The sequence below is a fragment of the Microbacterium atlanticum genome, from assembly GCF_015277815.1.
Taxonomy (GTDB): Bacteria; Actinomycetota; Actinomycetes; order Actinomycetales; family Microbacteriaceae; genus Microbacterium; species Microbacterium atlanticum.
Genome location: NZ_CP063813.1, coordinates 1,431,210 through 1,446,959, shown reverse-complemented (window position 1 = coordinate 1,446,959; position 15,750 = coordinate 1,431,210). Strand labels below are relative to the sequence as shown.

General features: G+C 68.4%; 12 protein-coding genes. 5 read left to right on the top strand and 7 right to left on the bottom strand.

Features of this window, described 5'->3' with window-relative positions:
* Positions 1–76 precede the first annotated feature (76 nt).
* Both IR212_RS06450 and IR212_RS06445 read left to right on the top strand, forming a co-directional pair.
* The gene (locus IR212_RS06450; RefSeq protein WP_194398111.1) at positions 77–2,233 is read left to right on the top strand and encodes a glycosyltransferase; all 2,157 of its coding nucleotides are present in this window, start codon (positions 77–79) and stop codon (positions 2,231–2,233) included.
* Complete coding sequence (locus IR212_RS06445) at positions 2,230–3,570, top strand: glycosyltransferase (RefSeq protein ID WP_194398110.1); 1,341 nt, start codon at positions 2,230–2,232, stop codon at positions 3,568–3,570. The genes IR212_RS06450 and IR212_RS06445 overlap by 4 nt, the downstream gene beginning before the upstream one ends.
* Before the next feature lie 22 nt (positions 3,571–3,592).
* Here the strand turns inward: IR212_RS06445 and IR212_RS06440 are convergent, their stop codons facing one another.
* The 3 genes from IR212_RS06440 to IR212_RS06430 all read right to left on the bottom strand — a co-directional run bounded on the left by IR212_RS06440 (position 3,593) and on the right by IR212_RS06430 (position 5,827).
* Entirely contained in the window at positions 3,593–4,486 is an 894-nt protein-coding gene (locus IR212_RS06440; RefSeq protein WP_194398109.1) for an aldo/keto reductase, read from the bottom strand.
* Between the two features lie 120 nt (positions 4,487–4,606).
* The gene (locus IR212_RS06435; RefSeq protein ID WP_194398108.1) at positions 4,607–5,086 is read right to left on the bottom strand and encodes an SRPBCC family protein; all 480 of its coding nucleotides are present in this window, start codon (positions 5,084–5,086) and stop codon (positions 4,607–4,609) included.
* Positions 5,087–5,092: 6 nt separating this feature from the next.
* Positions 5,093–5,827 carry a hemerythrin domain-containing protein gene (locus tag IR212_RS06430; RefSeq protein ID WP_194398107.1) on the bottom strand — a complete coding sequence of 245 codons (735 nt, stop codon included), beginning with the start codon at positions 5,825–5,827 and terminating at the stop codon, positions 5,093–5,095.
* Between the two features lie 380 nt (positions 5,828–6,207).
* On the opposite strand from IR212_RS06430, the gene IR212_RS06425 reads away from it, so the two are divergent.
* Positions 6,208–6,996 carry an EAL domain-containing protein gene (locus tag IR212_RS06425; protein ID WP_194398106.1) on the top strand — a complete coding sequence of 263 codons (789 nt, stop codon included), beginning with the start codon at positions 6,208–6,210 and terminating at the stop codon, positions 6,994–6,996.
* A gap of 17 nt (positions 6,997–7,013) precedes the next feature.
* Here IR212_RS06425 and IR212_RS06420 read toward each other — a convergent pair whose 3' ends face one another.
* Positions 7,014–7,274, bottom strand: a complete 261-nt coding sequence (locus tag IR212_RS06420) for an STAS domain-containing protein (protein WP_194398105.1) — start codon at positions 7,272–7,274, stop codon at positions 7,014–7,016.
* A 31-nt stretch (positions 7,275–7,305) separates the two neighbouring features.
* Here IR212_RS06420 and IR212_RS06415 point away from each other — a divergent pair, with 31 nt between their 5' ends.
* Positions 7,306–8,310 (top strand): serine hydrolase domain-containing protein, encoded by a 1,005-nt coding sequence (locus tag IR212_RS06415; RefSeq protein WP_194398104.1) that lies wholly within the window; start codon positions 7,306–7,308, stop codon positions 8,308–8,310.
* 662 nt (positions 8,311–8,972) lie between these two features.
* Here the strand turns inward: IR212_RS06415 and IR212_RS06410 are convergent.
* Positions 8,973–11,618, bottom strand: a complete 2,646-nt coding sequence (locus IR212_RS06410; protein WP_228479514.1) for an AAA family ATPase — start codon at positions 11,616–11,618, stop codon at positions 8,973–8,975.
* Between the two features lie 611 nt (positions 11,619–12,229).
* Here IR212_RS06410 and IR212_RS06405 point away from each other — a divergent pair.
* A complete protein-coding gene (locus IR212_RS06405) occupies positions 12,230–12,610 on the top strand; it encodes a nitroreductase family deazaflavin-dependent oxidoreductase (protein ID WP_194398102.1) in 381 nt (126 codons plus the stop codon).
* A gap of 351 nt (positions 12,611–12,961) precedes the next feature.
* Here IR212_RS06405 and IR212_RS06400 read toward each other — a convergent pair whose 3' ends face one another.
* On the bottom strand, positions 12,962–13,150 hold the full coding sequence (locus IR212_RS06400; RefSeq protein ID WP_194398101.1) for a YHS domain-containing protein: 189 nt from the start codon (positions 13,148–13,150) through the stop codon (positions 12,962–12,964).
* A gap of 60 nt (positions 13,151–13,210) precedes the next feature.
* Positions 13,211–15,715, bottom strand: coding sequence for a heavy metal translocating P-type ATPase (locus IR212_RS06395; protein ID WP_194398100.1), 2,505 nt, complete (start codon positions 15,713–15,715; stop codon positions 13,211–13,213).
* Between the last annotated feature and the right edge of the window lie 35 nt (positions 15,716–15,750).

Below are 15,750 nucleotides of genomic sequence, written 5' to 3'. Positions count from 1 at the left end.
GCGCGCCCTCCCCCATCGGCGGCGGCTTACGCTTTCGACAGCGCAGACTCGCCCTGCGTTGTGAGTGAGGTTGACCGTGGGCGTTCAGACCGCGATGGATGAGGTTCACCACGCACCGACGATCGTCGAGGCACTCCGCGCCGCCGACGACGTGGCGTTCGAAGCCGGCCGCGACCCGAGTGTGCGCACGCTGCGGGTCCTGCTGGCGGCGATCGCGAGCAACGACGACATCGCCGCGATCGCGTCGGTGCACGCGCTTGCCGAGATGCACGACGAAGAGGCACTGCGGCGGCTCGTCGATCTGCTGTCGGATCACCGGGCCTTCATCCGCGAGCATGCGGCGTGGGCCCTCGGCCAGAGCCTCCCGAGAGCGGAGGCGGTCGCCCGGCTGCTGGGAATGGTGGCGGCGGGCGGCTTCACCGGGATGCTCGCGCAGCACACGATCGAGAAGTGGTCGGGCGTGGCCGGCGAGACGCTCGCGGTTCCGATCGAGGCGGCGCTGCTCGGCATGACGGATGCCTCATCCCGTGCCGCCCTCGTGGAGACACTCGGTCTCATCCGCCAGCCCATCGCCACACGCCGTCTCCGCGAGGTGGCGCTGGACTCGGCCGAGTCCGAGCAGGTCCGAGAGGTCGCGATCGCAGCGCTCGGTCAGCGCCTGGACAGCGCGGGACTCGACGAAGAACTGGGCGCGCTGGTCGCCGGGGAAGGCCGTCTGGCTGCCGCAGCCCGCCTGGCGTTGATCGACCTCGACCCGCCCCCCGCCGCCCACCGCGCTCCGCGAGGCCTCACCGTCGCACAGCTGTTCCTCCACGCCGACATCGAACCCTCGCTGTCGGCAGCCGGCGCCGGTGACAATGGCGGCGTCGCCACCCTGCTGGTGCGCCTGGGCGACGCCCTGGTCAGCGGCGCCGGTCCCATCGAGCGGGTGCTGACGCTGTCGCGCGGACCGCTCCGCCACAGCGCCGAGGACCTGCTCCAGGTGGCCGGGACGACGTCGGGTCACGTCTACGGCCACGTCCCGCTCGCCGCCGAGCCGGTCGCGTCCGCGGTCGCCTGGCCGTATCGGGTGGCGGCGCGTCGCGGCATCCGCCGTATCCTTCGCGCCGCCGGCGGGGTCGACGTGATCCATCTGCGGATGGCCGACGTGGGCAGTCTGGCTGCCGCGGACGTGGCACGGGAGCTCGGCATTCCCACGGTCTTCACCGTCGCCCCCGACCCGCATAGCGTCATCCGGTCGCTGGAGGACGCCGGCGCGCTGACGCGAGAGGGTTTCGGGCAGAGCGACCTCCGCGATCACTTCTGGTTCCGGACCCGCCTGGTCCAGACGCTTGCGGCGTCCTCCTCGCACACCGTCTTCTTCCCGCGCCCGCACCTCGTCGAGGAGATGCGCGAGCTCATCGGCATCGACATGACGGCGCGGAGCGAGCGGCACACCGTGGTCGCGGAGGGCGTCGACCTCGACGTGATCGACTGCGCCGTAGCGGAGGCCCGCGCTGCGGCGCAGGCGGCCGATCGCCCCGCTGCCGGCACGCCGCTCGGCGTCCTCGCCGCGCTGCTCGAGGGCCTTCCGCACGATCGCCGCGACCTTCCGCTGCTGATCACCGTGGGACGCCTCCATCGCGTGAAAGGGGTGGCGACACTCGTCGACGCGTGGGCCGGATCGTCGCTCGCCGACCGCGCGAACCTCCTCGTCATCGGGGGCGATCTCGACCGGCCGTCGCGCGACGAGCAGGAGCAGATCGACCTCATCGCGAAGGTCGTCCCGCCCGGCGAGCAGACGCGTCGAGGACTGATCCTCGCGGGTCACCGCGCCAACGACATCGCCGCACGGTGGATGGCCGCGGCGAGGTTCGGGGTGCCGGGGCTCGCCGCCCCGGGCGGTGCGTACGTGTGCCCGAGCATCAAGGAGGAGTTCGGTCTCGCCGTCCTCGAGGCGATGGCAACCGGCCTCGTGGTGGTCGCCCCGGACGGCGGCGGACCGGCCACCTACGTGGACCACGGCGACACCGGCTTCCTCACCGCCACGTGGGACACCGGCCGGCTGGCCGATGCGGTCGCGGCGGCACTGGACCGGGCCGTGGACGGCGACGAGAAACGGCCCCGGCGGTCGCGGGAGGTCGTCGTGACGCGATTCACGATCCAGTCCATGGCCGCCACCCTGGCACCCATCTATTCCTCGGTGGTCGAGCAGGAGGCCGAGTTCGCCCGGTCGGCGAGGCTGCCCGCATGACGCTTCTGGTCATCAGCCCGGATTTCGCCTCGCACCTTCTGCCCCTTGCCACGCTCGCGACGGCCTGGCGCGAGGCCGGCGAGCGCGTGGTGGTCGCGACCGGCTCCGCTACCGAGCCCATCGTGACGGCGTTCGGCCTCGAACGCATCGATCTGCCGCTCGGCCGCGGGGCCAACGCCGGCGTCATGCGCACCCGGGAGCAGGATGCCGCCGAGGCGGCATCGCTCGAAGGCTTCTTCGCCGCGACGCGACAAGGCATGGTGCCGACCCTGGCGTACCAGGCGCGCGAGCGTCTCACCGATCTGATGTGGCGGCCGGAGGAGCGCGCGCGAGCCACCCTCGCCGTCGTCGATCGGGTCCAGCCTGACGTCGTCCTCGTCGACCACCTCGCCTTCAGCGCCAGGCTGGCGCTGCACGTCGCGGGCATCGACTACGGCGACGTCGTGCTCGGCCACCCTTCGGCGCTGCCGGCACCGGGCGAGGTGTACGGGTACCCGCCTGCGTGGCCCCGGGCCTTCGATCCCGACCCCACCGCGCTGGCGGGGTTGCGCCGGCTGTGTCTCGAGGTGTCCGATCGCTTCGCGCAGCAGTGGAACACCGCCGCGCGCGAGCTCGATCCGAGCGCTCGGACGGTGGACGATGCGTTCGCGCTCCACGGCGACATGGTCCTCTACAACTACCCTGCACTCCTGGCGGAGGGAGATGGACGGATGCTGCCGCCGCACGTCTTCCTCGGCTCGACGCGGCGCGACGAACGGCCCGATGACGCCGTGGACGAGTTCCTCCGCGACGACGCGCCGTTCGTCTACGTGAGCTTCGGCAGCTTCCTTTCCGTCCGGGGCGACGTGCTGGCGCGGGTCGCCGCGGCCGTCAGACGCGCCGGCCTCCGCGCTGCCGTCGCGACCGGCGCCACCCCCGCCGCGGATCTCGGGGCGCTGCCGGAGGGCTGGCTGGTCCGCGAGTATCTCCCGCAGGTGCGACTGCTCGGCACCGCTGCGCTCGCCGTCACGCACGGCGGCAACAATTCGGTCACCGAGGCGGTGGGCAACGGCGTGCCCCTCCTGGTGCTGCCGTACTCGACCGACCAGTTCGCCGGCGCCGCTGCGGTGGAGCGCAGCGGCGCGGGTCGCGCGCTGGCGCCCAACACCGCGACGGTGGACGAGCTGGCCGAGGCCATCGTCGAGCTCGCCGATCCCGCTTGGCCGGGTCGCGAGACGCTGCGCACCGAAGCGGCGGCGCAGCACGAGCGTCCGGGGCCGACGCTGGCCTATGCGGCGCTCTCCTCGATGGCCGTCGCCCCGGTGTCGTCGGTCGAGTCGGTCGCCTCCGCCGGGTGAACCCCGCGTCCGGTCGACGCGTTCAGTCGCCGAAGATGCCCACGGATTCGGACAGGCGGGTGACCTCGCCGCCGGTGAGCTCGAGATCGGCCGCCTTCGCGGAGTCCGTGATGGATGCCGCGCGCCGGGCGCCCGGGATGGGGATGACGTGCCCGCCGAGAGCGAGCTCCCAGGCCAGTACGACCTGCTGGGGGCTGACGCCGTGTGCTTCGCCGACCTCGGCGAAGGCGGCGAACCGCTCCCCCACGCGCCGCGCCCCTCCGCCGGTGCCCCCCAGCGGGCTCCACGGGAGGAAGGCGATGCCGTGCTCGCCGCAGAACGTCAGTTCACCGATGCTGCCAGGGTGTTTCGGCGAGAACTCGTTCTGCACGCTCGCGAGGTTGCCCTCGCCGAGTACGTCCAGCGCGATCTGAATCTCCTCGACACTGGCGTTCGAGATCCCGACCGCGCGGATGAGGCCCTCTTGCTGCAGCTGCGCCAGCGACACCATGACATCGCCGTACACGCGCCACCGATCGGGACGGTGATACTGGTACAGCTCGATCTGGTCGACGCCGAGGTTCTCGAGGGACTTCTCGACGGCGGAGCGCAGATACTCCTGGGACCCGTCACGGCCCCACGTCTCCCCCTCGGCGCGCGTGATTCCGCCCTTCGTCGTGACGAAGATGCCGGACTGGTCCCCCTCCCAGGTCTGCAGCGCCTCCGCGACGATGCGCTCGTTGTGGCCCATCTGATCCCAGGCCGGCGCATAGATGTCGGCGGTGTCGATCAGTGTGACGCCGGCGTCCAGCGCGGCGTGCACCGTCGCCACGGCGTCCTCGAACGAGGGGTACTGCCTGTCGTTGTTCATCGACAGCGGCATAGCGCCCAGCCCGATCGCCGAGACCTGTCGTCCTGCCAGAGTGCGCTGCTTCATCACTGTCCTTCCGGTCACCCCGTCAGCCTCCCACGCGCGCCGAGACCCGCGGCGGGGCTGGACATGCACCGCCCCGCCGCACGAGGGGATCAGGCTGACGGCACCCGTCGAAGACGCCTGTCAGCCACGGGCAACGCCGGCGTCGAGTGCGAGGATCGACCCAGTCTCGGCTGCGAGCAGTCGTTCGAGCCCGCGGAAGTCCCGCATCAGGATGCGCGCGAGCACGAACGTCGGCAGCAGAGCCACGAGCCGCAGCCACCCGGCGACGTCGCCCTCGTAGTCGGCGAGCACGCGCGTCCCGCCGCCGTGGGCGACGCAGACGTACTCGACTCGCGAGTTCCACGGCGCCGTGGAGTGCCACATCACCCGTCGCGGCGGCTCGATGACCTCGAGTTCGTCAGCGAAGCGGACGGTGAACGGCCCGAGGATGCGGTCGATCGCCCACCATCGGCTCCCCACCCGTGCGGGCCCCTCACCGATGCGCTGGCGGAACTGCACCGCCGGGGCGAAGTCCGGCCACCGCGCAGGGTCGGCGAAGTAGGGGAAGACCCGCTCCGGCGGGTACGGCAGAGGCACGTCGAGGAAGATGCGTCGACGCATGAGCGGTCACACCATCGCGGGGACCGGCCGGTCGGGGTACAGCTCCCTCATCGCCCGGTCGTACTGCCGCTTCATCAACAGGACATACAGCAGCCGGATCGGCGCGGGGATGTTCTTGCGCATCCAGTCAGCCCGCTCCTCTTCCGGGACGCTCGCGATGAGCAGCCCGACCTGCAGCGACATGATGTCCTTGCCCAGCTCCTTGCGGTGCGCGGCCAGGTGCTCGCGGGTGTGCTCCTCCATCCAGTCCCATTCCTGCTGTGAGAGGACGGCTCCCGCGACGGGCAGGATGTCGTCCTCCTCCTGCATCAGATGCGCTCGCAGGGTGTCGCGCAGGGTCTCGATGTCCGTCGCGAACGCGTCACCCAGTCGCGGGTCCGCGGTGGCGGTCCACGGCGCCAGCTGGGGCTCTATACGCGCGAGCTGTGCCGCCACCTCGGCGTGCTGCGCCCGCATCTGATCGACGTGGAGGGCGCATCCCGGGTCACGCGAGGTCAGCCGGTCCCAGAGCGCGATGTCCTCCGTCTCGTGATGCATGTGGAGCGCATAGAAGTCCAGGTGCGCGTACCGCCCGACGATCGCGGCGCGCTCCAGGTCACCGGGCTTCACCTCGCGCACCAGCTCGGGCAGCTGGGTGTACAGCCAGCGGAAGATGCGGTGCACCAGGATGAGCCCCGACGTGTCACAGCCCGGATGCTGCCCCGCGGGCATCGCGCCGGACGACGGCAGCTTGGTCACCATGGCGAACCCCCAGTCCCCCTCGACCGTGCCTCCGGTCCCCACCGGTGCGCACGACCGCACGATACACCCGTCGCGGGACCCGCACATCACCCCGACGAACGCCAGACCGTCGGTCGCGCCTCCGTCGTGCCGCGGAGACCTGTCAGGTCCGCTTGTCAAGACACCCCGAACCGACCGCAGGTTCGGGATACTCGGTCAACGCATCGCGCAGCTCCAGGACTGTGGACCGGGTGAAACCCTCTCGTGGCCTCGGCGTAACGCACGCACCCGTACCGTCGTAGTCAACGCTCATGAAAGAAGCAGATGTCTCGTCCAGAGCTCGTCCAGCGCACGACCGATCATCGCCGGTCGACGGTGGCACGCGGAGCGCTGAGGGAACCGTGACGTCTTCAGACGAAGCGCGAGCGGATGCCGACCTGGCGGCCGCGCTCGATGGCGCGCTGGAGCGCGAGGAGCTGTTCGCAGTGTTCCAGCCACAGTTCGACCTCCGCTCCCGGGACGTCGTCGGCGCTGAGGCGCTCTGCCGTTGGCGGCACCCGACGCTCGGACTCGTGCCTCCGGATGTGTTCATCCCGATAGCCGAGCGCTCCGGCGCAATCCACCCCATCGGCCGGTTCATGCTCGAACAGGCCTTGGACGCGGCAAGCGGGTGGCAGGGATCGACGGACCCCGTCTCGGTATCGGTGAACGCCTCACCGGTGCAGCTCGAGGCCGACAGCTTCGTTCTCGATGTCACCTCGATGCTGGGGCGATTCGCCTTCCCGCCGGCCCTGCTCACGATCGAGATCACCGAGTCGTATCCCCTGCTGGATGTGGGGGCCGTGACGGCACGGCTCGACGACATACGCGAGATGGGCGGAGTCGTGTCGCTCGACGATTACGGGGTCGGTCATGCGTCGTCGACTCAGCTGGCCCGGCTGCCCGTCGACGAGGTGAAACTCGACCGGTCCCTCCTCGACGGCAACAACCTCGAAGCGAGCGACATCATCGCCGGCGTTGTCGAGGTCGCCCGCCGCCGAGGATTGCGCGTCGTCGCCGAGGGCGTCGAAACGCCGGAGCAGCTCGAATTCGTCTCGACGGTCGGATGCCACCGAGCGCAGGGCTTCCTCCTCGGCCGGCCGGTGGACAAAGACGCGATCGACGACCTGATCCTCCGGCCCGCGAGCTGACGCTCTCGAACGCCGTTTCACCCAACGCGAGGATCATCCGCGGAAGTCGTTCCGAGCCGCACCGTCTCCGCATGCGCATAAGCAAGGTCGAGCGCCTCTTGGAGCTTCGATGTCGCGGCCACGATGTCGTCTTCGCCGAGGTGACTCAGTCGGCCGGTGCGACGAACCAGTTGGCGGAATCTTTCGGGCACGCCGCAGACGACGAGCTTCACGTCCTGGCGGCGCAGCGTGAGGGCGATCGCGTCCAGGGCCTTGAGGAACGTCGCTGAGGGCACCATCGGTCGCTCGTCGGTCCCGCGCCTGCCTTACGTGACCGCGACCGGCGTGGCCGACCTGGCGACCGGAGAGCCGCTGGCTCCGGACATGCAGTTCAAGATCGCCAGCCAGACCAAGACCTTCACTGCGAACCTCGTGCTCCAGCTGGTCGGTGAAGGGAGCGTCGGTCTGGATGACACGATCTCCACCTGGGTGCCGGGCGTCCCGAACGGCGACCAGATCACCATCCGGCAGTTGTTGAACCACACCAGCGGTCTCGCCGACGGCTTCACGTCCCCTACTGTGCAGGCGCAGGTGCCGTCGGGTTGCACTGTGAACGAGCTGCTCACCGCCGAGGCGCTGTTCGAGCCTGTCGCGGCGCCCGGCGAACGATGGTCGTACAGCAACTACGGATACAACCTGCTCGGTCGCGTCGTGGAAATCGTCACCGGCCAGGACCTCAATACCGCGCTGCAAGAACGCATCGCGACACCCCTTGGTCTCGACCGAACGCTGCTTCCGGCATCGGGGAGCGGCCTCACCCCGCCGTTGACGCGCGGCTACGGAACCGGGTCCACGGGGCCGACCCAGGCCCCGACTGCCGCGGATGATGCGACCGACATCCCCGGATCCTGTCTCTGGGCGCACGGCGGCATGGTGTCGACCCTGACCGACATGCGGGTGTGGGCCGAATCTCTGGCCACCGGATCGCTGCTCACTCCGGAGGTTTGGGCGGAGGCGACGACCGACATGATGCCGTTCGTCTTCGGTGGCAACTACAACGGCCCCGGGCAGTGGCGCTACGGGCTCGGCTTCGTCGAGACCGGAGGCTTCTCTACGGCGCGGAGGGCAGCTTCGCCGGCTACGAGTCGGCGACGATGCACTCACCCGAGCTCGACACGACCATTGCCGTGGTGTCCACGAAGCTTGCGAACGCGATCACGCCGCCGCCGATGGTCCAGGCGCTCGGGATCGCACTGTACGGTGACGACGTCGATTTCGGGCTCACCCTCGCAGGCGCTCGAGGGCAACAGCTTCAGCGACGATCCAGCCGAGTGACAGAGCGTCGATCCGCGCACGTTGGAGCGGTCAGCGCGAAGAGGGCCCGAGCTCCGCAGAATTCTGCGGAGCTCGGGCCCTCTTCGGTGACAGCGGTTGGTGGAGATGGGGGGAATCGAATGAGGCGAAAGGCATATGAACAACCCTCATTCACCCGCAAAAACCGCGGAATTCCGGAGCGCTCAGGCGCATGCGCCGACACGAATATGCATTGAAATTCGCGGCTCTTCTCAGCAAGTGCGGGCGAAATGTGGGCCGCTCGACCGATGTGTGATTCAACGTCGATAACGCGACTGGAAGTCGCAATCCCACGGTACCGAGAACCGCGCATCGCGGCACCAGACAACGCGCTGTGGCCAGTGTAGGTGACGGCCTACGCACCGGCCGGAAATGTAGTCCGATCGCAGGTCCTGCCGGGTCTGCGTCGCCCAACTGATGCGGCGACGTCAGCTTCTGCTGCTCCGTCTGCATCCGGTTGTAGGTCTCGCGCGAGATGAGACCCGTTGCGCGCCCCTCCTGTTCCATTTTCGCCATCATGCGTGTTGCTGTGCTGACGCTCACATCGAGTTGGTCAGCAACGACTTGAGCGCAGCGAGATTCGCGGTGGGCGCGATCTAGTGGAGGACGACGTCGCAAAGCGGATGCCCGCAGTCCCAACGCAATCAGCGCGACAGTCCGCCGAGCGAGGCAGAAGAGCCCGGGACGTTCCACGGCCCGGACGCCTCCAGCGCCCGCTCGCGCGCCGCTCGCCGCAGCTCAGCCTCCGCCGCGCGCATCGCGTCCTGGATCGTCAGCTCGGTCGTTCCGCGCATCATCGTAGCGCCGATGTTGCTTAGCGCATCCTCGTCGGTCCGAGCGATCGTGACGGCGATGTTCTGGTGCCGCCCACGCGTCAGGCCTACATACAGGCCGGCCGCGTCGACATCAGGCCCAACCACCGCGGCATCCGTCGTCTCACCTTGAATGCCGTGCACCGTCGACGCGTACGCAAGTTGCAGATGGTCGAGCGCGTAGTCGCGGCTCACGCGGCGAATCTCACCACTGTCACTGACCGAGGCGAGGTCAATGCTCCCATCCGATATGTTGCGCACCATCCATTGCGCACGGTTCTCGACACCGGTGCGCGGATCGTTGCGGCGGGTCTGCACGGTGTCACCGACCAGGATGCACTGCTCCCCCATCCCCAGCGCGAGCGTCGTGGGGTCCAGCTCACCTTCATCGACGCGTCGTTGCTGGATGGCGTCGTTGATCGCATCCGCCTCTCCGTTTGAACCGGAAACCAGCGCCACTCGCTTGCCTCGCGCGTGCCAATCGAAGTAAGCCGCAACCATCGCCTCGCGCGCTTCGTCCGTGCTGGCCACACGTTGCACGTGCCCGCGTCGAAGCAACTCCCCCGCAACGCTGAGGGCCTCGTCGCGGTCGCGGGGGTTGCGCAGGCGCAGCGTGAGCGCCGCGTATTCGGGATCGCTGAACCGGTGGACGGTGTCGAGTTCGACGGATGCTGTCGCGTAGCGCACTGCGGTTGCCATCGCTCCTGCATGCCCGGCCGGGAGCGCTTGATGAGGATCTCCTACCATCGCCACGCCGACGCCGTGCGCTAGGGCGAGATCGACAAGCGCGGCCGCGGTCTGGAGGTCGACCATGCCGGCCTCATCCACGACGATCCGATCGCCCTGCCGGAGGACGAACTTCGCAGGCCCGTCATACACGATCCCTGTCGCTGGATCCGCGTCGCCGCGCGACAGCCGAGTCCATACTTGGGCTCCGGCGGGATCGGCGTGCCAGCGGTATCCGTGGTCGGCGAGCAGAGCGTGCAGGCTCGAGGCTGCGGCGCCGACCTCGCGCGAGGCGACCGATGCCGCTTTCCGGGTCGGCGCGACCACCAGCATCCGTCGCCGTTGTCCGATCAGTCCAGCGTGCGCGACGCGCAGCATGGTGGTCTTGCCCGCGCCGGCCGGCCCGGTGACCGCCACGAGCCCACCCGTCCCCGCGATCGCACCCGCCGCTGCGAACTGCGAGGCATCCAAGTTTTCGATGTCTTCCGCGGATGCAGCGGCACGACGTAGCTCGGCCGGCAGGAGTGAGCGGCCGGGTGAGGCGAGAGCATCGAGGCGCCCCGCGAGACGGATCTTCAGGCGCATCGTGTCCGTCGCCATGAACGCCTTCACGTGGCCGGGAATGCCCGCGTCCCCCACGAGTCGCACGGACTTGCGATGCGCTCGGTCGGTGATCTCATCGATCGTGGTGGTCATCGCGTCGCGCGGCGCGATCACTCCGCTGTGGGATAGGGCGCGGATGGCGCCGGCGCGGAGATCGAAAGAGTTGAACCGGCCGCCGGAACGGGTGGACCGCGCGTCGGCATCAACGACCGCAGCATTCGACAGCAGATCCAGGTCCAGCGCGTCGAGGGGCGTTGCGGTAGTCGAGATCGGAGCCCGATAACGGGTGAGTGCGGGATCGATACCCGCCAGCTCGTGGCGGACGGTCAATTCCCAGGACTGCTCGTCCAGGTGGGCCGGCTTGTTCGGGCGCGACATCGCCCATGCGCGACGGTCGATCTGCGTCAGGACCCGGACGCTGGGGCTCGCCCCATTGTGCTCGGCCGTCCACTCCGCTACCAACCTCGCTCGGTTCCGCTCGATCTGCGCCGACCGACGCGAGAAGGACCGCACCGCGCCCGCGAGCTGCGCCACCTCCCCGTCCCCGTCGAGAGTGAACCCGTAGCGTGCGAGGGCGGCCATCCATCGGGGGTCGGTGCGGGCAGCGAGATCGCCTTCGGCGTTGATCACCGTATGCAGCTTCATCGCGACACGCGAGTCGACGTTCGACCACTTGCCGTCCTCACCCAGCACCTTGACGTTCAACCACATGTGACGGTGAGCGTGCGGGTCGAGCGCCCGGGAGCGACGATGCTGCAGCTCGACGACCTCGATCCGGGTGATGTCCTCTCGGATGAGTCCGCCGTGCCCACGTCGCGCGTTCAGCTCACGCTGCCAGGTGAGCAGGATCTGATCCCGCAGCCGGTCCTGCAGCGCCTCGAACTCGGCCGCGAGTTCTGGATGCAGCAACGCGGCGATGCTGTACGACTTGGGGTGATTGAGCGTGCCGTCGAGCAAGAGGTCAGCGTCGGCGCTCAGCCGTTGCCGGCCGCGCTCCTCGCCGCTGACGGGGTCGTGGCCGGTCAGCCAGACGCGAAGCCCGCTGGCGGTGAGCTCGTCGGCCGAGATGCGGCCCTGGTCGACGATGAATCGCGCGACGGTCGAGTCAGATGCCAGACCGTACGCTTCGAGCGCATCAGCACCGGACAAGTGCGGGAGGTGAGCATCACAGGTGCCCTCAAGCGCGTAGGCGATCGCGTGTCGAACCCCGCGGGACTCGACACCCCTTTTCCACCGCTCAAGGCCTCCTCGCATGCCGTCAGCGTACGGCCGGTTTTGCGCGTTATCCAGGACTTTTTACGGTTTGCTTGCGAGTGCAGGGAGATGCACGTTTAGGTTGCCGATGAGGTAACCACCAGGTCGGGTGCCTGCGTGCATCGCTGTCGCTCTTTCCCTACTTCGCTCGCTCGTGTTCCGCCGTGTCGCTGTCGCGCGCCGTAGTGCGTTGCGTTGTCGCAAGCGTCTCTTCGCGCCGATTGCCGTCCTTCAATGCCGATTGCCGTCCTTCAATTTCGAGCGCCGTGCTTGCCTCGTAAAGCGCACCTGACCGCGACTACTAGTGCAGACGGGTCTTGCGGACATTGACCACTCTGGCGCCGCCGAACGCTACCTACGGCTGGGACCACGACTCGGCGCTGCGTTGACCGACCCGCTGGCGACAGACTTGGTTATTGCCTGCGAAGCTTTGCCATCAGCGTTGCGCACGGAAAGTCTCACCGATCGCTCGGAATGTCTGCAGCAGCGAGATTGCTTCAACAGGTGTGAACAACGACGTCCGCGAAGCCCTGCACCGAAGCCAGCTCATCGACCTGACGACGACCGGTCGCCGTAGCGGGCTACCGCGCCGCATCGAGATCTTCCTACACGATGAGGATGGCGTGCTGTTCATCACCGGGATGCCGCGTCGAGACCGCACACGGGACTGGATACACAACATCACCGCAGACCCAAACGTCATTGTGCATTTGAAGAAGGGCATCGAAGCCGACGTCCCAGCCACGGCGCGTATAATCCCCGATCCCCACGAAGCACGGCCGCTCATCGAGGCTGCGGCGCGCCGATGGCGCAGAGACGATGTCGACGACATGATCGCGCACAGCCCGCTCATCGTGCTGACTGCGGCTACCGCGCCCGACGCCTGACGGCATCCCGAGTCACTGTCCGCCGTGCCCGCGCGAAGGAAGACAGCCTCCCTGAGCCCGAAGAGCAGCCGGAAGGCAAACGCCAGAGTGATAGCGAACGTTGGCGGGATGGGGGCGATCGCCACGACAACGATCCAAGAGGCACCGACTCTCGCAACCACCTTGTCGAACGTCCGAGTCGGTCGTCAGACTGGCGGCATCACGCGAGGACTGCGTAATGGCCGACGACAGCATTCCGACCGGATCGCGCGTGATCAAGCCGCACACTCTCGAGACCTGAGCTCTGGGCCGTCAAGAACAACGAACGCTGAGCGACCCGATTGCGGACGGGCGACACAGGCGGTGAGGGGATCACTGTGCCGCGTGGGGGTGACCGTAGCGGTGGGGGTCGGCGTCGAATGCGGCGGCGCAGCCGTGTGAGCAGAAGTAGAAGGTGGTTCCTTCGTGCTCGCGGGTGGTGACGGCTATCTGGGGATCGATCTGCATGCCGCAGACCGGGTCGGTCACCAGTGCTGCGCTATGGGTGGCGTTTTCTGACATGGGCGTTCTCCTTTGTTGAGGTCACGGCCGTGCTGGCCACGAGCTTGGGCTAGGCGTACGTCACGCTCGGTCGCCGCTGGGCACGGGAGACGGACCGGAATGTTTTTCCGTCGGGGCGGCCGGGGCCGGGAGGCGGAGGCGCTTCAGCATGAGTGCGTTGACGGCGACGATGACGCTCGAGCCGGACATGGTGATTGCGGCGATCTCGGGTGTGAGCATGATGCCCAGCGACGGATAGAACACGCCTGCGGCGATGGGTAGTGCGACGGCGTTGTAGCCGATGGCCCATCCGAGGTTCTGGCGCATTTTGCGGACGGTGCCTTTGCCGATGCGTAGCGCGGTTGCCACGTCGAGCGGGTCGGAGCGCATCAGTACGACGTCGGCGGTTTCGATGGCGACGTCGGTGCCGGCTCCGATCGCGATGCCGAGGGCGGCTTGTGCGAGTGCGGGGGCGTCGTTGACGCCGTCGCCCACCATGGCGACCTTCTTGCCTGAGCGTTGCAGTTCGGCGATCTTGGCGGACTTGTCCTCGGGGAGCACTTCGGCGATGACGGTGTCGATGCCCAGCAGCGCGGCAATGCGTTTGGCCGTGGGTTCGTTATCGCCGGTGAGCATCACCACCTCGATGCCGGATTCGTGCAGTGCGGTGATCGCTGCGGCGGCGGTCTCGCGTGGCGCGTCGGCGAGGGCGATCACGCCGGCGGCTTTGCCGTCGACGGCGAATGCGATGGCGGTGCGTCCGGTGGCGGCGAGTTCGTTCTGGGCGGCGGCGATGGAGCTGATGTCGATTCCTTCGTCGGCCATTAGTCGGGCGTTGCCCATCACCACGCGGCGGCCATCGACCGTTGCAACGGCACCGAGGCCGGTGACGTTGCGGAATGAGCTGGCTGTGCGACGGGGAATGTTGCGGGCGTCGGCGTAGGCGACGACGGCTTTGGCGAGCGGGTGCTCGGACTCGCGCTCGGCGGCGGCGGCAAGGGAGAGCAGTTCGATGTCGTTCATCCCGATGGGGAGGTAGTCGGTCACTTCGGGTTCGCCCTTAGTGAGGGTGCCGGTCTTGTCCAGGACGACTGTGTCTATGTGCGCGGCGGACTCGATCGCTCCGGCGTTCTTGAACAGCACGCCGCGTTTGGCGCCGAGGCCGGTGCCGACCATGATTGCGGTCGGTGTGGCCAGGCCCAGCGCGTCGGGGCAAGTGATCACCACCACGGTGATGGCGAACAGGATCGCGGTGGGCACCGGGGCGCCGATCAGCCACCAGACCAGGAAAGTGACAGTGCCGCCAATCAGGGCGACCAGCACCAGCCAGAAGGCTGCGCGATCCGCGAGCCGCTGCCCGGGGGCTTTGGAGTTCTGCGCCTCCTGAACGAGCGCGACGATCTGGGCCAACGCGGTGTCGGCACCGACCTTAGTGGCCCGCACCCGCAGGGTGCCGGTGGTGTTGACGGTGGCGCCGATCACCGTCGATCCGGCGGTCTTGACGACTGGGAGGCTTTCGCCGGTGACCATGGATTCGTCGATCTCCGACGCGCCCTCCTCCACGGTCCCGTCTGTGGGGATCTTCGCGCCGGGCCGGACCAGCATGAGGTCCCCGGGGATGACATCGGAGGTGGGCACCTCGAGCTCTTCCCCGTTTCGTAGGACGACCGCGCGGGGCGGGGCGAGCTCGAGGAGGGTGCGGATGGCGTCGTTCGCGCCGCCGCGGGCGCGCATCTCCACCCAGTGGCCGAGCAGCACGAAGCTGGCCAGCACCGTGGCGGCCTCGTAGAACACTTCCCCGCCCCCGGTGAGGGTGACCACGACGCTGTAGAGCCAGCCGGTGCCGACCCCGACGGCGACCAGCACCATCATGTCCAGGGTGCGAGCCCGAAGGGCACGCCAGGCGCCGTCGAAGAAGATCCAGGCGGAGTAGAAGATCACTGGAAGGGAGAGGATCAGCGAGAACCAGTCGTCGCGAAGCCCGAATGGTGCCGGAACGGTGAAGCCGAGCACTTCGCGGCCGATCGGTGACCACAGGATGATCGGCAGCGACAGGACAGCGGCGACGATGAACCGGTTGCGCATATCGCGGGTCATCGCCGCCATCGACATCCCCGCATGGCTCCCGCCGTGCCCCATCGCATCCTGGCTTGTACGAGCAGGCATCCCCTCCCCATGCCCGCTGTGGGCATCGTGCCCCGAAGGCTCAGCAGGGGCCACCGCATGATCGTGCATCGGCGTGCCCGCGTCGGCGCCGTGACCCGGGTCCGCATCTGTGGAAGGTCGGGTGGGCGCCACCGTCACGCCTGCGTCGTGTGCGTGGTCGGGGTCGAGAGCGGGATCGCAGATGTGCTCGGGGACGGACTGCCCGGCGCAGTGGTAGCCGCAGTCGATGATCCACTGCCGCAGCTGTGCTTGTGAGGTGAGCTGCGGGTCGTAGGAGACGTTCGCGGTCTGGGAGACCGGGTTCGCCTCGACATCCGTGACCCCGGGCTGGCGGAGAAGCGTCGATTCGACGATCGACTTCGACGATGCCCAGGAGACTCCCTCGACTTCCAGGACGACGGTGCGCGTAGTTCCGTTCATTTCTGTTCTCCTGCTCCGTGAAGCCGCTGCGGCGT